Consider the following 17,899-nt stretch of genomic DNA (forward strand, 5'->3'; position numbering starts at 1 on the left):
GCTTAAACCGGCCAGCGTTACTGATGACGGGGAAGAACGGGATTGAGTAAAAGTACCCATGAAAATTCCTTATATTCCAGAAGATGCACCTTTTAATGGCGATCAGAAATACTGGCTGGCTGGCTTTCTCGCGGGTCTTCACTCCCGTCTGCTGGTATTAGAAGACAAGCAGCAACCCGCTGCGGGCACAGGCGCAGCCGCGACCACGCAACTGCACATTCTCTACGGCTCACAGACCGGCAATGCCGAAGCGCTGGCGCAGACCGCCGCGAAATCGGCGCGTGCTAAAGGGCTGGTGCCGGTGGTTCAGGCGCTGGGCGATGTCGACCTCGACGTCTTTGCCACCATGCGCCATGTGCTGATCGTCACCTCAACCTACGGCGAAGGCGAGATGCCGGATAACGCGCAGCTCTTCTGGGATGCGATCTCTGCCAGTACCGCACCGCGCCTGGAGCAGATGCATTTTGCCGTGCTGGCAATCGGTGATACCGGCTATGACGGCTTCTGTCAGGCAGGCAAGTTCATCGATATGCGCCTTGAGCAGCTGGGAGCAAAACGCGTGGTGGATCGCATCGACTGCGATATCGACTATGAAGAGCCATCCAGCGAGTGGCTGAACAGCTCCATGCCTCAGTTTGCGGCCAGCGCAGGCAGCAGCGGCACCGTGCTGGAGAGCGCGCCTGAAGCACCGGTCATCCCGGGCAGCAACAAATCGAACCCTTACGCCGCGGCGCTAATCACCAACAAGCGCCTCTCTGGCGAGCAGTCTGCCAAAGATATCCGACATTTTGAGTTTGACCTGACCGACAGCGGCCTGAAGTATGAAGCGGGTGATGCGCTCGGCGTCATTCCGGTCAACGAGCCATCGCTGGTCAGCCTGCTGCTGACCCAGCTTAATGCCGACTACGAGACGCCGGTGCCCGGCTTTGACCGCAGCCTCGGCGACCTGCTGACCTACCAGTTTGAGATCTCTGAACCGTCGCGCAAGCTCATCGAATGGGTCGGGCAGAACACCACCAACCAGGAACTGCGTCATGTGTTACAGCACGATGACAAAGATGCGCTGGGTGTCTGGCTGTGGGGCAAAGATAGCCTTGACCTGCTGCAGCTTGACCTGACGCGCACGCTGGCGGTGCCTGAGTTTGTTGCCCTGCTGCGTCCGCTGCAGCATCGCGCTTACTCAATTTCATCCAGCTCTAAAGCCCATCCGAATCAGGTGCACCTGACCGTTGCCTCAGTGCGTTATCACAGCGGCGGCCGTAATCGTGGTGGCGTCTGCTCAACCTACCTAGCTGAGCGCGTACGTCGTGGCGAAAAGCCAGCCATCTTTATTTCGCCGAACAAAGCGTTCCGCGTCCCAGCCAATAACAGCGCTCCGCTGATCATGGTGGGGCCTGGCACCGGCATCGCGCCCTTCCGGGCTTTCCTGCAGGAGCGTCAGGCAACCGGCGCGCAGGGCAAAAACTGGCTGTTCTTCGGCGATCAGCATCAGGAACATGACTTCATCTATCAGGATGAACTGCTCGCCTGGCGGGATAATGGCTTGCTGACGCGGCTTGACCTGGCGTTCTCCCGCGATCAGGAGAAGAAGATCTACGTGCAGAGCCGGATGCTTGAGCAGGGTGCAGAACTCTATGCCTGGCTGCAGGAAGGCGCTTACTTCTATGTCTGTGGCGATGCATCACGCATGGCGAAGGATGTGGATAATGCGCTGTATGAAGTGGTTCGCCAGTTCGGTGGCCTCTCCAGCGAGCGCGCAGCGGACTATGTCGACCAGCTGAAGAAAGAGAAGCGTTACCTGCGCGACGTCTATTGATAGCGAAGGTGTGATAAAAAATCCGGTTTGCGCAGGCAGCCGGATTTTTTTATGGCTGACAGGCAAAAAAATACCCGCCGGAGAGGCGGGTATCTGTTTTAAGAATGCTGCGGTTATTTCACGACGCGCAGTGAAGGTCGTCCGCCCCGCGGCGGTGGATCGTCATCAGGCGGTGTCTCATCATCGCTGGCATCGTCGGGACGATCGCCATCAATCACGGACATCATGGTCTCTTCCTGACCTTCTGACGCCTCCTGAATATCCAGCTCGTAAGCCGGTTCCGGTTCAAACATCGTTCCGGCACCGTTTTCCCGGGCATAGATTGCCAGAATTGCCGCCATCGGCACGTTAACCTGACGAGGAACACCCCCAAAGCGGGCGTTAAACGACACCTGGTCATTCGCCAGATCGAGGTTACCGACAGCACGGGGCGCGATGTTCAGGACAATCTGACCATCACGCGCGTACTCCAGCGGCACCTGTACACCTGGCTGATTGATGTCGACCACCAGATGCGGCGTCAGCTGGTTGTCGAGCAACCAGTCATAGAAGGCGCGCAGCAGATAGGGACGACGTGCAGTAAGTTGCGACATTTCCATACGTTAAGCCCGTGCTTGCAGGCGCATTTCACGTTCAGCTTCAGTTAATGAAGCGAGGAAAGAGTCACGCTCAAATACGCGGTTCATGTAACCTTTCAGCTCTTTTGAACCAGAGCCGATCAAATCGATGCCCATTGAAGGCAGACGCCATAACAGCGGTGCCAGGTAGCAATCCACCAGGCTGAACTCTTCGCTCATGAAGTAAGGCGTGCGGCCAAACAGTGGCGCGATCGCCAGCAGCTCTTCACGCAGCTGTTTGCGTGCGGCTTCGGCTTCCTGACCACTGCTGTTCTCAACCTTCCTCATCAGGCTGTACCAGTCCTGCTCGATGCGGTGCATCATCAGGCGGCTGTCACCACGGGCAACCGGATAAACCGGCATCAGTGGCGGATGCGGGAAGCGCTCATCTAAATATTCCATGATGATGCGGGATTCATACAGCGTCAGCTCACGATCTACCAGTGTCGGTACCGTGCGATACGGATTGAGGTCAATCAGATCCTGCGGCAGGTTATCCATTTCGACCTGCTCGATCTCTACGCTGACACCCTTCTCCGCCAGAACGATGCGTACCTGATGGCTGAAAATGTCAGTAGGACCAGAAAACAGCGTCATTACCGAACGTTTGTTGGCAGCGACAGCCATGAAAACCTCCAAGTTTGTTCACAAAAAGATACTGCGAATAGCCAACCACACGGCGACTCACTTGCTTGTCGAACTCGCACGCAACCTGGTCAGCTGCGCCGTAAAACTGACGCCCCGACAGCGGGAAGGCGCATAACGCACCGGCCTGCGGGCGCAAAGTGACACAGAGTTTACCAGATTTTAGGCTGCTTGTGGGCGTGGAATGAATCTTTGCAGGTAAATTGAGCGCGGGCTTACGGTTTTCACCGTTATCAGACGGGAAGGCAGAAAATAAAAAACCCGCCGAAGCGGGTTTTTTGAGCCAATTGCCGCAGCCGGAGCTGCAAACAATTAACGCTTGGAGAACTGAGGACGACGACGTGCTTTACGCAGGCCGACTTTCTTACGTTCAACCTGACGCGCGTCACGCGTTACGAAGCCAGCTTTACGCAGCTCGCCACGCAGTGATTCGTCGTATTCCATCAGAGCGCGGGTGATACCGTGACGGATCGCACCAGCCTGACCAGAAATACCGCCACCTTTAACAGTGACGTACAGATCGAATTTACCAACCAGATCCAGCAGTTCCAGCGGCTGACGAACGACCATGCGGGCAGTTTCGCGACCGAAGTACTGTTCCAGAGAACGTTGGTTAATTACGATGTTACCGCTACCCGGCTTAATGAATACGCGAGCGGTAGAGCTTTTGCGGCGACCAGTGCCGTAGTTTTGAGTTTCAGCCATTGCCTTTAATCCCGATTAAATGTCAAGAACTTGCGGTTGCTGTGCCGCATGGGTGTGCTCGTTGCCTGCGTAAACTTTCAGCTTACGGTACATAGCACGACCCAGCGGGCCCTTCGGCAGCATGCCTTTAACCGCGATCTCAATCACACGCTCAGGACGGCGAGCAATCATCTCTTCAAAGGTCGCCTGTTTGATACCACCGATGTGGCCGGTGTGGTGATAGTAGATCTTGTCAGTACGCTTGTTGCCGGTAACAGCAATTTTTTCTGCGTTCAGAACGATGATGTAATCACCCGTATCAACGTGCGGAGTGTATTCCGCTTTATGCTTACCACGCAGACGGCGCGCCAGTTCAGTCGCCAGGCGACCCAAAGTTTTGCCCGTTGCGTCAACTACAAACCAGTCACGTTGGACGGTTTCTGGTTTAGCTGTAAAAGTTTTCATCGAAAAGCTTACCCAAATTAAGTTACACGTTGGTGAAATCCCAAACGCTTAAGTAAACGAATGAGGCTCACACGACCATTTTGACCAGCAAGCCACCCCTTCGGATAGAGTTACTGGAACACAGAGGATTTGGGAAAAAAATCCTTTGCTGTAACGTGGGGTCGCAAGATTATAGAGAAGTCGATTGCAAAAATCGAACCCTATTTCGGTATTTATCCTGATTATTCTCACGGCAGATGCGGCAGGCGCAGATACTCTTCGCTCTGCATCTCCTGAAGCCGCGATAAACAGCGCTGGTATTCAAACTTCAGCCGCGTCCCCTGATAGATCTCGGTCAGCGAGGTTTCTGCGGCCACGACCAGCTTCACGTGACGCTCATAAAATTCGTCAACCAGGGCCAGGAAACGGCGCGCCTGATCTTCAGTTTTATAGATCATTACCGGCACGTCATAGAGCAGCACGCTGTGAAAACGGCGGGAAAGCGCGATGTAGTCATGCTGGCTGCGCCCTTCCCCGCACAGCGTCGTGAAGTTGATGGCCAGCACGCCGTCGCTGACGCCCAGCGTCGGCATCTTGCGATGGTTGATTTCCAGCACCGGCGCCTCCTCCGGCTGGCTGCCCGACAGCGCCTTAAACATGCGCGCCATCTCCGTGTGGGTGGCCTCGTTGAGTGGATAGTTCCACAGATGCGCCGAGGTCAGTGTCCGCAGCCGGTAGTCGATGCCGGCATCCACATTCATCACATCACAGTGCCGTTTTATCTGCTCAATAGCCGGCAGAAAACGCGCGCGCTGCAGGCCATTGCGGTAGAGGTCATCCGGCGGAATGTTCGAGGTTGCCACCAGGGCGATGCCGCGCTCAAACAGCGCTTCCATCAGCGTGCCCAGCAGCATCGCGTCGGTGATATCGGAGACAAAAAATTCATCGAAACAGAGGATGTCAGTTTCAGCTTTGAATTTGTCCGCGATAATCAGCAGCGGGTCGCTCTGCCCCTGCAGTTGCGTCAGTTCTTCATGCACCCGCAGCATGAAACGGTGGAAGTGCAGGCGCAGTTTGCGTTCGCCAGGAATAGACTGAAAAAAGAGATCCATGACCCAGGTTTTGCCGCGCCCGACGCCGCCCCACATGTAGAGTCCGCGAACAGGCTGGGGCGCCGCATTTTTCTCTTTACCGATCAATTTCGACAGGCGACCCAGCAGGCCGGATGAGGCGGGCGCGGCAGCCTGTTGCCGGGCAACCAGCGCCTGCTGCAGGGCGTCTAAACGGGTAATCGCTTCACGTTGTACGTCATCGGGCCTGAATTCGCCCTGCGACAGCGCCTGCTCATAACGTGCAAGCGGAGATGAGGTTTGCATTGTTGTTTCAAAGTCCCTGAATAGTGTCTGATTCATACCACGGTTGCTGAAAAAAAGGCCGTTCTACACTAAGCCATGCTGCTCCGGAGTTCCACATCCATAAGATTAACGGGTATAGTGACTATTATTGAAATGGTGCAACGCCCTACGGAACAATGGAAAAAACACGGGAGTCATTATGACCTGGGAATACGGGCTAATTGGTTTAGTGGTAGGTATTATTGTCGGCGCAGTCGCCATGCGTTTCGGCAATAAAAAGCTGCGTGAGCAGCGCAGCATGCAGTATGAACTGGAAAAATCGAAGGCCGAGCTGGCCGATTACCGCGAAGAGCTGACTAACCACTTCGCCCAGAGCGCCGAGCTGCTGGACAACATGGCGCGTGACTATCGTCAGCTTTATCAGCACATGGCGAAAGGCTCTAACGATCTGCTGCCGAATCTGCCGGGTCAGCAGAATCCTTTTGCCTATCAGCTGACTGAAGCGGAAGCTGACAACGATCAGGTGCCGGTGCAGATGCCGCGCGACTACTCTGAAGGCGCATCCGGTTTACTGCGTGGCGAGCGCCCTGCCCGCGACTAATCTTTTTGGGGCGCAGCCTGTCTGCGCCCACTGTTTTTGCGAACCCTGACCACAAACGACTGTCACACTCATTAAATCCTCCCACTTTGCAGCGAGAGCGTTGTAGCAATGAAAAAACAAGCACGCCTGTTTAGCGCATTAGCCTTGAGTATCGGGATGAGCCTTGCCGCCGCGCCAGACGCGATGGCAACGCTGCCAGCACAAATTGCGGGCCAGCCGCTGCCGAGCCTGGCACCGATGCTGGAAAAAGTGTTGCCTGCCGTGGTCAGCGTTCACGTGGAAGGCACCGACTCCGGCGAACAGGCTCAGGATATCCCTGAGCCTCTGAAACGTTTTTTCGGTCAGATGCCTGGCGGGAATAATCAGCCACAGCCGTTTGAAGGGTTGGGCTCGGGCGTGATCATTGATGCCGCGAAAGGCTACGTGCTGACCAACAATCATGTGGTGAACGGTGCCGACAAAATCAACGTGCAGCTTGGCGACGGCAGTGAGTATGAAGCCAAACTGATCGGTCATGATGAGCAGACGGATATCGCCCTGATTCAGATCCAGGGCGCGAAAAACCTCACGCAGATTAAAGTGGCGGACTCCGACCAGCTGAAAGTGGGTGATTTTGCGGTCGCAATCGGGAACCCGTTTGGTCTGGGCCAGACCGCCACCTCCGGTATCATCTCTGCGCTGGGCCGCAGCGGCCTTAACCTGGAGGGGCTGGAAAACTTTATTCAGACCGATGCCGCGATTAACCGCGGCAACTCCGGCGGTGCGCTGGTCAACCTGAACGGCGAGCTGATTGGGATCAATACCGCCATTCTGGCCTCCAGCGGCGGCAATATCGGCATCGGCTTTGCTATCCCGAGTGATATGGCGATGAACCTCGCGCAGCAGCTGATCAAATTTGGCGAAGTGAAGCGCGGTCAGCTGGGTATTAAAGGCACCGAAATGACGGCCGATATGGCGAAGGCGTTCAATGTCGACGCGCAGCGCGGCGCCTTCGTTTCGGAAGTGTTGCCGCAGTCTGCCGCGCAGAAGGCGGGCATCAAGTCCGGCGACATCATTACCTCAATCAACGACAAGCCGATTACCAGCTTCGCTGAGTTGCGGGTAAAGGTAGGCACGACCCCACCAGGCGAACAGGTTAAGCTTGGCCTGCTGCGCGAAGGCAAACCGGTGACGGTCACCGTTACGCTGGAGCAGAGCGCTCAGACCACCGCCAGCGCCCAGCTGATGTCTCCGGCCCTGCAGGGTGCCACCCTGAGTGATGGACAGACCAAAACCGGCGACAAAGGCGTGAAGGTCGACACCATCGAAAAAGGGACACCGGCTGAACAGGTTGGCCTGCAGAAAGATGATGTGATCATCGGCGTAAACCGCAACCGGGTTCAGACCCTGGCTGAGATGCGCAAGATACTGGAAGGCAAACCGCCGGTTCTGGCACTGAACGTGGTGCGCGGCGATGAAAGTATCTATCTGTTGTTGAGATAAACCTCGCATTATGGCGGACACAAGCGCGTGTGTGTCCGCCGCTCTCATGTTATTCTGCCCAGCGATCTCCCCTGGCGTGATTTAACACCATGTTTCTTAAACTTTTGCGTGCCGTAGTGCTGGGCCTGATTGTGGCGGGTATTCTACTCGCAGCACTGCCTGCACTGCGTATGGGCAGCGACGCCCTCTATAACCACGACGATATCAACGACGAAACGCCCTTCAGCTTCAATCAGGGGGTGCGCCGCGCCGTGCCTGCCGTTGTAAACGTTTATAACCGGAGCGCCCACGGCAACAACAACCGTGGCATCACCACCCTGGGCTCGGGGGTGATTATGAATGCCAAAGGCTACATCCTGACCAACAAGCACGTCATCAATAATGCCGATCAGATTATCGTGGCATTGCAGGATGGCCGCTTCTTTGAGGCCACGCTGGTCGGTTCCGACGGCATGACCGATCTTGCCGTGCTGAAGATCACCGCCTCCGGCCTGCCTGTCATCCCGATCAATCCCAATCGCCAGGCGCATATCGGTGATGTCGTGATGGCGATAGGCAACCCCTATAACCTGGGGCAGACGGTGACGCAGGGCATTATCAGCGCCACGGGCCGGGTTGGACTGAGTTCATCAGGCCGCCAGAACTTCCTGCAGACCGATGCGTCAATTAATCAGGGTAACTCCGGTGGCGCGCTGATTAACTCGCTTGGCGAGCTGATGGGTATCAACACCCTGACCTTTGATAAAAGTAACGATGGCGAAACGCCGGAAGGCATTGGTTTCGCCATCCCCACCGTTTTAGCCTCGAAGATCATGGATAAGCTGATTCGTGATGGTCGGGTGATCCGCGGCTATATCGGTATTACCGGTCGTGAGCTGCCGCCGCTGCATGGACAGGGCAGCAATCTGGATCGGGTTCAGGGCATTATCGTCAGCGTGGTGACGCCGGATGGACCGGCAGACAAGGCCGGGATTCAGGCCAACGATGTACTGCTCAGCGTAAACGGTAAGCCAGCCATCTCGGCGCAGGAGACCATGGATCAGGTGGCAGAGATTCGTCCCGGTTCCGTGATTGATGTGCAGGTGCTGCGCAACGATCAGAAACTGACGCTGCCGGTCACCATTCAGGAATTTCCTGATAACAGCAACTAATCAGCGGTCCTGTACCAACAGCAATGACATAGCCGGAGGGGCGGGGATGGCCCATCTGAAGAGCAAAGCGTCCGAGCCAGGATGGCGAGGCAGACCTACAGGGATGTAGGTTTCCTTTGCGATCAGATGGGCCATCCCTGCCCTTTTCGCCCGGGCTCTTAGCAGCGATCAACCGGAAAGGCGATCACCTCACTCAGTGACTCTGCTTTTAACGCCAGCATAATCAGCCGATCAATACCCAGCGCAACCCCGGAACAGGCGGGCATACCGTGCGCCAGCGCATCCAGCAGATAAGTGTCAATTGGATGGACCGGCAGACCGCGCGCCGCACGGCGACGGTTATCCTGCTCAAACCGCTGACGCTGCTCGCGGCTGTCGGTCAGCTCACGGAAACCGTTCGCCAGCTCAATGCCTTTGTAATAGACCTCAAAACGTTCAGCTACGCGGTGATCTTCGGTGCTGATCTCCGCCAGTGCCGCCTGACTGGCCGGGAAATGATAAACGAAGCAGGGTTTGTCCTGGCCGATCTTCGGCTCCACGCCCAGCATAAACAGCAGCATCAGCAGCGTATCGCGATCCTCTTCTGCACGCGCCAGCTCGCCTTCGCCCAGCTTCTCTGCCGCTTCACGCAGCTGCGCTTTATCTGCCGACAGCGGGTCCAGATCCAGGTGACGGATAAAGGCCTGCTGATAGGAGAGCGACTCTGCGCTGTCACACTCCAGCACCTGCTGCAGCAGATCGTCCACCTCATTCATCAGGCGGTACATGTCGTAGTGCGGCCGGTACCACTCCAGCATGGTGAATTCCGGATTATGATGACGTCCCGCCTCTTCATTGCGGAAACTGCGCCCCATCTGATAGATCGGACCACTGCCCGCTGCCAGCAGGCGTTTCATATGATATTCCGGGCTGGTCATCAGCCAGAGATCGCGCCCCTGCGACGCACCAGGCCCGACAAAACGCGTCTGGAAAGGCACCAGATGGATATCGGTAATAGTGGCCTGGCTCATCGCCGGCGTATCCACTTCCAGTACGCCGCGATCGGCAAAGAAACGACGCACTTCCGCTAAAATCGCGGCGCGTTTTAACAAATTGGCGATGGATGCGCTTGGTTGCCAGCTTGCCGTTTCGCTCATGGTGATGACTCCTGATACAAATAAGGGGTGGAAGTCTACCTGCAATGCCTGCGGCAAACAATCTCATGCCGGCGATGCCAAAAACAGCGCTTCGGCTTCTATACTTAAGCAGTTAAATCACAAAGGAATCCCGCTATGTCTCTATGGAAAACCCTTGTCGCCAGCCTCAGCGCTTTTCTCTCCGTTGCCTGTAGCACCACGCCACCCAAAAACGTCACGGTTGTTGAGAACTTTGACAGCCAGCGCTATCTCGGCCAGTGGTATGAGATTGCCCGCCTCAATCATCCGTTTGAACGCGGTCTGGAGCAGGTCACGGCTAACTACAGCCCGCGTGAAGATGGCGGCCTGAAAGTGATCAATCGTGGCTATAACGTGAAAAAACAGCGCTGGCAGGAGAGCGTCGGCAAGGCCTACTTCACCGGTGAACCGCAGCGCGCCGCTCTGAAAGTCTCGTTCTTTGGCCCCTTCTATGGCGGCTACAACGTTATCGCCCTGGATCCCGACTACCGCTATGCCCTGGTGTGTGGCCCGAATCGCCACTACCTGTGGATACTGTCGCGCACACCGCAGCTGGAGCCGGGCGTCAAAGAGAAGCTGGTTGATCAGGCGCGCCGGGATGGCTTCCCGGTTGATGAGTTAATCTGGGTGAAACAGAAATAGTGCAGAGGGAATAAGCCGGTACAAAACCGTTTTCGTACCGGCTGTAATAACAGGTTACTTCGTGCTGTTCTGAATCGCCTGGCCACCCGCTTCGACGTCTTCACCCACGCCACGCGTGGTGTTGCAAGCCGTCAGCAGTGAAGAGAGCACCAGTACAGAGAAGATCGCGGCAATACTTTTCTTTAACATGACAATGTCCTTTTTGATGGATGTAAAGTACAGCGCTTTAAGCATAGCCGGATTTCCGGCGGATGCTGCCGCGGAACTTTAAAAAGGAGAAGCCGTTAAGGTCATTTTGCCGCACGCGAAATGGCACCACCTAAGTGGGAGACATCTTCGCCAAAACCGTGGAATGTGTTGCAGGCACTTAATGCAGAGGAGACCAGCAACGCGAATGCGATTAATTTTGCCAGCTTTTTCATTTTTTCTCTCAGACAAGAAAAAGGCGCATCCGGAGATGCGCCTGCGAATCTTACTTCACGCGTGACACGTATTCGCCAGAGCGGGTGTCAACTTTCACCACTTCGCCTTCCTGAACGAACAGTGGCACTTTTACAACCGCGCCGGTAGAGAGCTTGGCAGGTTTACCGCCGGTACCGGCAGTGTCACCTTTCAGGCCTGGATCGGTTTCCACGATTTCAGCTTCGATAAAGTTCGGCGGCTGAACGGCGATAGGACGACCGTTCCACAGCGTAACGATACATTCTGCGTTGTCCTGCAGCCATTTCGCTGCTTCGCCCACAGTCTTCTCTTCAACCGGGAACTGCTCAAAGCTTTCCTGGTGCATGAAGTGGTAGAACTCACCGTCGTTGTACAGGTAGCTCAGGTTGGTATCCATTACGTCTGCGCCTTCGGCGGAGTCGGTGGATTTGAAAGTTTTCTCAACGCGAGAACCCGTCAGCAGGCGACGCATTTTAACGCGTGCGAATGCCTGACCTTTACCCGGTTTAACGAACTCACTGGATTCGATGGCATACGGCTCGCCTTCGAACATGATTTTAAGACCGGGACGGAAATCGTTGCTAGAATAAGTCGCCATGAAGGCCCTCTACGAAAATTGATACTGGTACTAAGCCAAAAAAATGGCACACATTGTAACCCTAAAAATACCTTCCAGAGAAGATTGGTTGCAGCAACTTGCTGATGTTGTCACTGAACCTGATGAATTACTGCGTATTTTAGCCCTGGAACAGCATCCTGAGCTGGCCGCTGGCGCGGATGCGCGGCGGCTTTTCGCCCTGCGCGTTCCGCATGCCTTCATCAGCCGGATGAAAAAAGGCGATGCGCACGACCCGTTGCTGCTTCAGGTTCTGACGCAGCGTCAGGAATTCATCGATACGCCTGGTTATAGCACCGATCCGCTCGATGAACAAAGTAACGCGGTGCCCGGACTGCTGCATAAATACCGCAACCGGGCGTTATTGCTGGTCAAAGGCGGCTGTGCCGTCAACTGCCGCTACTGCTTCCGCCGTCACTTCCCCTATCAGGATAATCCCGGTAATAAGCGAAGCTGGCAGGCGGCGCTGGACTATATCGCCGATCATCCGGAACTGGATGAGATTATCTTCTCCGGCGGCGATCCATTAATGGCGAAAGATCATGAACTCGCGTGGCTGATTGCCGCGCTGGAAAAGATCCCGCACCTGAAGCGGTTGCGCATCCACAGTCGTTTACCGGTGGTGATTCCGGCACGCATTACCGATCAGCTCTGTGAGATGCTTCGCGCGACCCGCCTGCAGGTGGTAATGGTGACGCACATCAACCATGCGCAGGAGATTGATGATGCGCTGCGTGAGGCGATGAGCAGCCTGAAGCGGGCCGGTGTCACCCTGCTGAATCAGAGCGTGTTGCTGCGGGGCGTGAACGATAATGCGCAGACGCTGGCCACCCTGAGCAATGCCCTGTTTGATGCGGGCATTCTGCCCTACTATCTGCATGTGCTGGATAAGGTGCAGGGTGCCGCACATTTCTTTGTGTCTGACGATGAGGCGCGCCAGCTGGTGCGGGCATTACTGTCACAGGTTTCCGGCTATCTGGTGCCGAAACTGGCGCGGGAAATTGGCGGAGAGCCGAGTAAAACGCCGCTGGATTTACAGCTGCGACAGGAATAAAAACGGCCAGCACAAGGCTGGCCGCTGAGATTCGCTGTACTACCTATGCCACATTATGGGCACTTGTAGACCTGACCGGTCATTTTGCTGTCCAGAGGCGCGAACGCAGACAGCAGATTCTGTGTCGGGCTGGTGGCACCATAAATCACGTTGCCGCCCATCTCCGCGGCGCGATTGCGCAGGTCATTGGCTGCACCGCGCAGTGCGCTGGTTTCGCCGCCTGCACCGCTCAGCCAGTTGCTCTGTGAGCCGGTAAGGTTGCCCAGAAGCTGGCAGGAACTGGCAGGCTGCTGATCGGTAAACGTCACGCGCTCGCCTGCTGAAGAGAGTTGCGTAGAGCTGCTGCAGCCCGCCAGCAATAACACGCCAGCCGTCAGTCCGGGCAAGAGGTTAATCCGCATTGTAATCCCCATTTATTATCATCAGAGTCGGGTGGCAGCGTAGCAGAAAAAAAGCACTTTTTTCTGCACATTCATTGCCTTAATCCCGTTATATCCCCTCAATATTTCATGTTACGTCTCGGCGACTCTGCCTGCCTGAAGAATGAACTGAACATCAGTGAATTCAGCCGGACAACTGCAGACAGCGTGCAGACAACGGGAAATATCAGGAGGAAAGACGTACGATTGCGCCACTACTTATACTATTTTCCTGCCCAAAAGAAAAACCCCCGGCCGTTTCCGGTCGGGGGTTCTTTTGTGACTCAGGCAGTCAACGGCAATTACATCATGCCGCCCATACCGCCCATGCCACCCATACCGCCAGCGCCAGCGCCTAAATCAGGTGCGTCGCCTTTTGGCAGGTCAGTAACCATGCACTCGGTAGTGATCATCAGACCCGCAACAGAGGCCGCGTACTGCAGCGCAGAACGGGTCACTTTGGTTGGGTCCAGGATACCGAAGTCGATCATGTTGCCGTACTCTTCAGTCTGCGCGTTGTAACCGTAGTTACCGTCGCCCGCTTTCACGTTGTTCGCCACAACAGAAGGCTCTTCACCGGCGTTAGAGACGATCTGACGCAGTGGTGCTTCCATCGCGCGCAGCGCAACTTTAATACCGACGTTCTGGTCTTCGTTCTGACCACGCAGCTCTGACAGCTGTGCTGCAACGCGAACCAGCGCCACACCACCACCTGCAACCACGCCTTCTTCGACAGCAGCACGGGTTGCGTGCAGTGCATCTTCAACGCGCGCTTTCTTCTCTTTCATTTCAACTTCAGTGGCTGCGCCCACTTTCAGAACGGCTACGCCGCCTGCCAGTTTCGCGACGCGCTCCTGCAGTTTTTCTTTGTCGTAGTCAGAGGTCGCTTCTTCGATCTGCTGACGAATCTGGGTAACACGGCCCTGAATGGTGGTCTCTTCACCCACACCGTCGATGATGGTGGTGGTGTCTTTGTTGATCACAACACGTTTTGCCTGACCCAGATCTTCCAGCGCAGCTTTTTCCAGCTCCATACCGATCTCTTCAGAGATGACGGTACCGCCGGTCAGGATAGCGATATCCTGCAGCATGGCTTTACGACGGTCGCCGAAGCCTGGTGCTTTAACCGCAGCCACTTTAACGATGCCGCGCATGGTGTTGACCACCAGCGTTGCCAGAGCTTCGCCTTCAACATCTTCCGCGATGATCAGCAGAGGTTTACCGGCTTTCGCAACGGCTTCCAGCACGGGCAGCATTTCACGGATGTTAGAGATTTTCTTGTCAGCCAGCAGGATGAACGGCGATTCCAGTTCAACCGCACCAGTTTCTGGCTTGTTGATGAAGTACGGTGACAGGTAGCCACGATCAAACTGCATACCTTCAACCACATCCAGCTCGTCCTGCAGGCCGGTGCCTTCTTCAACGGTGATCACGCCTTCTTTACCCACTTTCTCCATCGCCTGAGCAATCAGCTGGCCCACGGTTTCATCGGAGTTAGCAGAGATAGTACCTACCTGCGCAATCGCTTTAGAGTCTGAGCAAGGTACAGACAGCGCTTTCAGTTTCTCAACGGCAGACACAACGGCCTGGTCGATACCGCGCTTCAGGTCCATCGGGTTCATACCCGCGGCAACGGCTTTCAGACCTTCGGTGATGATAGCCTGCGCCAGTACGGTCGCGGTGGTGGTGCCGTCGCCTGCAGCGTCGTTCGCTTTAGAGGCCACTTCTTTCACCATCTGCGCGCCCATGTTCTCGAACTTGTCTTCCAGTTCGATTTCACGCGCAACGGACACGCCATCTTTAGTGATGGTCGGTGCACCAAAAGATTTATCCAGAACCACGTTACGGCCTTTAGGGCCCAGGGTAACTTTTACTGCATCTGCCAGTACGTTCACGCCACGCAGCATTTTTACGCGAGCGTCATTACCGAATTTTACGTCTTTAGCTGCCATTTCAATTGTCCCTTAAATTCGTTTCGTTCAGTGAGTTACGCGAAAAAATTACGCTTCGACAATCGCCAGAATGTCGCTTTCAGAGATGATCAGCACTTCTTCGTTGTCGATCTTTTCGGTTTTAGCGCCGTAACCTTCGTTGAAGATCACCACGTCGCCAACCTTCACGTCCAGCGGCTTAACGTCGCCACTCTCAAGGATGCGGCCATTGCCGACAGCCAGAACTTCACCACGGGTAGATTTACCGGCTGCAGAACCGGTCAGCACGATGCCGCCAGCTGATTTAGCTTCAACTTCTTTACGCTTGACGATGACGCGATCGTGCAATGGACGAATTTTCATGTGATAGCTCTCCTTTGAGAAGTCCAATCATTCAGTTTTGGGGTTGAACACCGGGCTGCATGGCTTCCGGCCTCGTGACCTGTGAGATAGGGCCATCCCCACCCGCTTTCAAGGGGGCTAACAACAAATTTTTTCTATGGAAGCCATAAGTGATGCTTTTTTAAACAGACGACGGCACAAATAAAAAACGCAACCCGGAGGTTGCGCTTTCAGTGGTGACAATGGCGGTTAACGATCCTGGTGATCGTCGTGATGCTCAAGGCGATCGCTGTTTTTACGCTCAAACTCGCCGTCCATCGTGTAGCCGCTGTCCGGTCCGGCTCCCGGCCCGCGCCAGACGCGCAGATGGGGCATCAGCTTCAGCGTGAGATGCTTCTGAACCGGGGGCAGCAGCAGCAGCAGGCCCAGCAGATCGGTAAAGAAGCCCGGCAGCAGCAGCAGGAAACCGGCGATGATCAGCGAGACGCTTTTGATCATCTCCGTGGCCGGGCTTTCGTTACGCGCCAGCTTCTCCTGCATCAGCATGAAGTTTTTCATGCCCTGATTTTTTACCAGCGAGACCCCGATGCAGGAGGTGAACACCACCAGCAGCATGGTCAGCAGCACGCCCATGACGTGCGCGACCTGGATGAACAGTGAAATCTCAATCCAGGCCAGAACAAAAAAGACTAATAACGGTATCCAGCGCACCGTACTCTCCTGTAAGTAGAGGCTGAACGGCAGCGTGCCGGTCAGCAGAAAGCGTTCATCCTGAGGAGGATAAGAAAAGAGATGGGCACCCGCGCCGCCCTTTTCAACCGATCCTGTCAAATTTATCCTGCGGGGTTAATTTTGTAACCAACTTCACATATCGTTAACCCGGCAGCAGCATTAGCGATCTGCATGCGTGCTTTTCCCGGGCATCAGAATATGATCGCACACGCCTCTATGAAGACGGATAATATGTCGGCACGGGCACACCACGACAAAATAAACACATCCTTTGTGATGGTTAGCGGCAACAACAAGAAGGTTATCATGGCGAACAACATTCGTATCGAAGAAGACCTGTTAGGTATGCGCGAAGTTCCGGCGGATGCCTATTATGGCGTTCATACTCTGCGTGCGATTGAAAATTTTTATATCAGCAACAGCAAAATCAGTGACATACCTGAATTTGTCCGCGGTATGGTGATGGTAAAAAAAGCAGCAGCGATGGCTAACAAAGAGCTGCAGACCATCCCGCGTAACATTGCCGATACCATCATTCAGGCCTGCGACGAAGTGCTGAACAAGGGCCGCTGTATGGATCAGTTCCCCGTGGATGTCTATCAGGGCGGCGCCGGGACCTCGGTCAACATGAACACCAATGAGGTGCTGGCAAACATCGGTCTTGAGCTGATGGGCCACCAGAAAGGGGAATACCAGTATCTCAACCCCAACGACCATGTAAACAAGTGCCAGTCCACCAACGACGCCTACCCGACCGGTTTCCGCATCGCGGTTTACAGTTCGCTGCTGAAACTGCTTGATGGCATCAGCCAGTTGTCTGAAGGCTTCCAGCGCAAAGCCGATGAATTCCAGACCATCCTGAAAATGGGCCGAACCCAGCTGCAGGATGCGGTGCCGATGACTCTGGGGCAGGAGTTTCACGCCTTCAGCGTGCTGCTGAACGAAGAGACCAAAAGCATTCTGCGCACCGCCGAACTGCTGCTGGAGGTTAACCTTGGCGCGACCGCCATCGGTACCCGTCTTAACACGCCGGATGGCTATCAGCATCTGGCCGTGCAGCGTCTGGCGGAAGTCAGCAACCTGCCGGTCATTCCGGCGGAAGATCTGATTGAAGCGACCTCCGACTGCGGTGCCTATGTGATGGTTCACTCGTCGCTGAAACGCCTGGCGGTGAAGCTCTCTAAAATCTGTAACGACCTGCGCCTGCTCTCCTCGGGTCCGCGCGCCGGCCTGAATGAAATCAACCTGCCTGAGCTGCAGGCGGGCTCCTCCATCATGCCAGCCAAAGTGAACCCGGTGGTGCCGGAAGTGGTTAACCAGGTCTGCTTCAAGGTGATTGGCAACGACACCACCGTGACCATGGCTTCCGAAGCGGGTCAGCTGCAGCTTAACGTCATGGAGCCGGTGATTGGCCAGGCGCTGTTTGAGTCGATCAGCATCCTGACCAACGCCTGCTACAACCTGCTGGAGAAGTGCGTCAACGGCATCACCGCTAACCGCGCGGTGTGCGAAGCCTACGTCTTCAACTCAATTGGCATCGTGACCTACCTCAACCCCTACATCGGCCACCACAACGGCGACATCGTCGGCAAAATCTGTGCCGAAACCGGGAAAAGTGTGCGTGAGGTGGTGCTGGAGCGCGGCCTGCTGACGGAGAGTGAGCTGGACGATATCTTCTCGGTGCAGAACCTGATGTATCCGGTTTATAAAGCAAAACGCTACACCGATGAAAACGAGCAATAGGGTTTAACCCACGCGGGTTAACCAAAGGCA

Annotated in this window: 20 protein-coding genes; 7 read left to right on the top strand and 13 right to left on the bottom strand. The window is 55.4% G+C overall.

What is annotated here, in order from left to right:
- Positions 1-58: 58 nt before the first annotated feature.
- Complete coding sequence (locus OXR04_RS09745) at positions 59-1,816, top strand: sulfite reductase subunit alpha (RefSeq protein WP_009092478.1); 1,758 nt, start codon at positions 59-61, stop codon at positions 1,814-1,816.
- Positions 1,817-1,929: 113 nt separating this feature from the next.
- Here OXR04_RS09745 and sspB read toward each other — a convergent pair whose 3' ends face one another.
- From sspB to zapE, 5 genes are all read right to left on the bottom strand, one after another.
- Complete coding sequence (gene sspB / locus OXR04_RS09750; protein ID WP_009092479.1) at positions 1,930-2,415, bottom strand: ClpXP protease specificity-enhancing factor; 486 nt, start codon at positions 2,413-2,415, stop codon at positions 1,930-1,932.
- Between the two features lie 3 nt (positions 2,416-2,418).
- The gene (sspA, locus tag OXR04_RS09755) at positions 2,419-3,060 is read right to left on the bottom strand and encodes a stringent starvation protein SspA (RefSeq protein WP_009092481.1); all 642 of its coding nucleotides are present in this window, start codon (positions 3,058-3,060) and stop codon (positions 2,419-2,421) included.
- Between the two features lie 330 nt (positions 3,061-3,390).
- Positions 3,391-3,783: a 30S ribosomal protein S9 gene (gene rpsI, locus OXR04_RS09760; protein ID WP_008925401.1), complete on the bottom strand. Its 393-nt coding sequence runs from the start codon at positions 3,781-3,783 to the stop codon at positions 3,391-3,393.
- Positions 3,784-3,798: 15 nt separating this feature from the next.
- Positions 3,799-4,227, bottom strand: coding sequence for a 50S ribosomal protein L13 (rplM, locus tag OXR04_RS09765; RefSeq protein WP_009092483.1), 429 nt, complete (start codon positions 4,225-4,227; stop codon positions 3,799-3,801).
- A 227-nt stretch (positions 4,228-4,454) separates the two neighbouring features.
- Complete coding sequence (gene zapE / locus OXR04_RS09770) at positions 4,455-5,582, bottom strand: cell division protein ZapE (protein ID WP_150028732.1); 1,128 nt, start codon at positions 5,580-5,582, stop codon at positions 4,455-4,457.
- A 178-nt stretch (positions 5,583-5,760) separates the two neighbouring features.
- On the opposite strand from zapE, the gene zapG reads away from it, so the two are divergent.
- From zapG to degS, 3 genes are all read left to right on the top strand, one after another.
- The gene (gene zapG, locus OXR04_RS09775; RefSeq protein ID WP_009092485.1) at positions 5,761-6,162 is read left to right on the top strand and encodes a Z-ring associated protein ZapG; all 402 of its coding nucleotides are present in this window, start codon (positions 5,761-5,763) and stop codon (positions 6,160-6,162) included.
- 108 nt (positions 6,163-6,270) lie between these two features.
- Complete coding sequence (gene degQ, locus OXR04_RS09780) at positions 6,271-7,644, top strand: serine endoprotease DegQ (protein ID WP_046101069.1); 1,374 nt, start codon at positions 6,271-6,273, stop codon at positions 7,642-7,644.
- Between the two features lie 89 nt (positions 7,645-7,733).
- On the top strand, positions 7,734-8,795 hold the full coding sequence (degS, locus tag OXR04_RS09785; protein ID WP_140923243.1) for an outer membrane-stress sensor serine endopeptidase DegS: 1,062 nt from the start codon (positions 7,734-7,736) through the stop codon (positions 8,793-8,795).
- A gap of 158 nt (positions 8,796-8,953) precedes the next feature.
- Here degS and epmA read toward each other — a convergent pair whose 3' ends face one another.
- A complete protein-coding gene (gene epmA / locus OXR04_RS09790) occupies positions 8,954-9,931 on the bottom strand; it encodes an elongation factor P--(R)-beta-lysine ligase (RefSeq protein WP_009092488.1) in 978 nt (325 codons plus the stop codon).
- Positions 9,932-10,066: 135 nt separating this feature from the next.
- Here epmA and OXR04_RS09795 point away from each other — a divergent pair, with 135 nt between their 5' ends.
- Positions 10,067-10,591: a lipocalin family protein gene (locus OXR04_RS09795; protein WP_111208268.1), complete on the top strand. Its 525-nt coding sequence runs from the start codon at positions 10,067-10,069 to the stop codon at positions 10,589-10,591.
- 54 nt (positions 10,592-10,645) lie between these two features.
- Here OXR04_RS09795 and OXR04_RS09800 read toward each other — a convergent pair whose 3' ends face one another.
- From OXR04_RS09800 to efp, 3 genes are all read right to left on the bottom strand, one after another.
- Positions 10,646-10,780 carry an entericidin A/B family lipoprotein gene (locus tag OXR04_RS09800; protein ID WP_003848302.1) on the bottom strand — a complete coding sequence of 45 codons (135 nt, stop codon included), beginning with the start codon at positions 10,778-10,780 and terminating at the stop codon, positions 10,646-10,648.
- Positions 10,781-10,881: 101 nt separating this feature from the next.
- Entirely contained in the window at positions 10,882-11,013 is a 132-nt protein-coding gene (locus OXR04_RS09805; protein WP_009092493.1) for an entericidin A/B family lipoprotein, read from the bottom strand.
- 50 nt (positions 11,014-11,063) lie between these two features.
- Complete coding sequence (efp, locus tag OXR04_RS09810) at positions 11,064-11,630, bottom strand: elongation factor P (protein WP_009092495.1); 567 nt, start codon at positions 11,628-11,630, stop codon at positions 11,064-11,066.
- Positions 11,631-11,673: 43 nt separating this feature from the next.
- Between efp and epmB the strand changes: the two genes are divergently transcribed.
- Entirely contained in the window at positions 11,674-12,702 is a 1,029-nt protein-coding gene (gene epmB / locus OXR04_RS09815) for an EF-P beta-lysylation protein EpmB (RefSeq protein ID WP_009092497.1), read from the top strand.
- Between the two features lie 53 nt (positions 12,703-12,755).
- On the opposite strand, the gene OXR04_RS09820 is transcribed toward epmB, so the two are convergent.
- The 4 genes from OXR04_RS09820 to OXR04_RS09835 all read right to left on the bottom strand — a co-directional run bounded on the left by OXR04_RS09820 (position 12,756) and on the right by OXR04_RS09835 (position 16,105).
- Positions 12,756-13,103 (bottom strand): DUF4156 domain-containing protein, encoded by a 348-nt coding sequence (locus OXR04_RS09820; RefSeq protein ID WP_009092500.1) that lies wholly within the window; start codon positions 13,101-13,103, stop codon positions 12,756-12,758.
- 320 nt (positions 13,104-13,423) lie between these two features.
- Positions 13,424-15,073, bottom strand: coding sequence for a chaperonin GroEL (gene groL / locus OXR04_RS09825; RefSeq protein ID WP_009092501.1), 1,650 nt, complete (start codon positions 15,071-15,073; stop codon positions 13,424-13,426).
- Positions 15,074-15,121: 48 nt separating this feature from the next.
- The gene (locus OXR04_RS09830; RefSeq protein ID WP_009092502.1) at positions 15,122-15,415 is read right to left on the bottom strand and encodes a co-chaperone GroES; all 294 of its coding nucleotides are present in this window, start codon (positions 15,413-15,415) and stop codon (positions 15,122-15,124) included.
- Positions 15,416-15,643: 228 nt separating this feature from the next.
- On the bottom strand, positions 15,644-16,105 hold the full coding sequence (locus OXR04_RS09835) for an FxsA family protein (protein WP_181161912.1): 462 nt from the start codon (positions 16,103-16,105) through the stop codon (positions 15,644-15,646).
- A gap of 327 nt (positions 16,106-16,432) precedes the next feature.
- Between OXR04_RS09835 and aspA the strand changes: the two genes are divergently transcribed.
- Positions 16,433-17,869, top strand: a complete 1,437-nt coding sequence (gene aspA / locus OXR04_RS09840) for an aspartate ammonia-lyase (protein ID WP_009092504.1) — start codon at positions 16,433-16,435, stop codon at positions 17,867-17,869.
- Positions 17,870-17,899: the final 30 nt, after the last annotated feature.

The organism is Pantoea sp. GM_Pan_3 (genome assembly GCF_026541045.1).
GTDB lineage: Bacteria > Pseudomonadota > Gammaproteobacteria > Enterobacterales > Enterobacteriaceae > Pantoea > Pantoea anthophila.

What these genes read in the sequence shown, in the direction of transcription:
- OXR04_RS09745 (WP_009092478.1), top strand. Translation starts at nt 59, where the DNA reads ATGAAAATTCCTTATATTCCAGAAGATGCACCTTTTAATGGCGATCAG.
- sspB (WP_009092479.1), bottom strand. Translation starts at nt 2,415, where the DNA reads ATGGAAATGTCGCAACTTACTGCACGTCGTCCCTATCTGCTGCGCGCC.
- sspA (WP_009092481.1), bottom strand. Translation starts at nt 3,060, where the DNA reads ATGGCTGTCGCTGCCAACAAACGTTCGGTAATGACGCTGTTTTCTGGT.
- rpsI (WP_008925401.1), bottom strand. Translation starts at nt 3,783, where the DNA reads ATGGCTGAAACTCAAAACTACGGCACTGGTCGCCGCAAAAGCTCTACC.
- rplM (WP_009092483.1), bottom strand. Translation starts at nt 4,227, where the DNA reads ATGAAAACTTTTACAGCTAAACCAGAAACCGTCCAACGTGACTGGTTT.
- zapE (WP_150028732.1), bottom strand. Translation starts at nt 5,582, where the DNA reads ATGCAAACCTCATCTCCGCTTGCACGTTATGAGCAGGCGCTGTCGCAG.
- zapG (WP_009092485.1), top strand. Translation starts at nt 5,761, where the DNA reads ATGACCTGGGAATACGGGCTAATTGGTTTAGTGGTAGGTATTATTGTC.
- degQ (WP_046101069.1), top strand. Translation starts at nt 6,271, where the DNA reads ATGAAAAAACAAGCACGCCTGTTTAGCGCATTAGCCTTGAGTATCGGG.
- degS (WP_140923243.1), top strand. Translation starts at nt 7,734, where the DNA reads ATGTTTCTTAAACTTTTGCGTGCCGTAGTGCTGGGCCTGATTGTGGCG.
- epmA (WP_009092488.1), bottom strand. Translation starts at nt 9,931, where the DNA reads ATGAGCGAAACGGCAAGCTGGCAACCAAGCGCATCCATCGCCAATTTG.
- OXR04_RS09795 (WP_111208268.1), top strand. Translation starts at nt 10,067, where the DNA reads ATGTCTCTATGGAAAACCCTTGTCGCCAGCCTCAGCGCTTTTCTCTCC.
- OXR04_RS09800 (WP_003848302.1), bottom strand. Translation starts at nt 10,780, where the DNA reads ATGTTAAAGAAAAGTATTGCCGCGATCTTCTCTGTACTGGTGCTCTCT.
- OXR04_RS09805 (WP_009092493.1), bottom strand. Translation starts at nt 11,013, where the DNA reads ATGAAAAAGCTGGCAAAATTAATCGCATTCGCGTTGCTGGTCTCCTCT.
- efp (WP_009092495.1), bottom strand. Translation starts at nt 11,630, where the DNA reads ATGGCGACTTATTCTAGCAACGATTTCCGTCCCGGTCTTAAAATCATG.
- epmB (WP_009092497.1), top strand. Translation starts at nt 11,674, where the DNA reads ATGGCACACATTGTAACCCTAAAAATACCTTCCAGAGAAGATTGGTTG.
- OXR04_RS09820 (WP_009092500.1), bottom strand. Translation starts at nt 13,103, where the DNA reads ATGCGGATTAACCTCTTGCCCGGACTGACGGCTGGCGTGTTATTGCTG.
- groL (WP_009092501.1), bottom strand. Translation starts at nt 15,073, where the DNA reads ATGGCAGCTAAAGACGTAAAATTCGGTAATGACGCTCGCGTAAAAATG.
- OXR04_RS09830 (WP_009092502.1), bottom strand. Translation starts at nt 15,415, where the DNA reads ATGAAAATTCGTCCATTGCACGATCGCGTCATCGTCAAGCGTAAAGAA.
- aspA (WP_009092504.1), top strand. Translation starts at nt 16,433, where the DNA reads ATGGCGAACAACATTCGTATCGAAGAAGACCTGTTAGGTATGCGCGAA.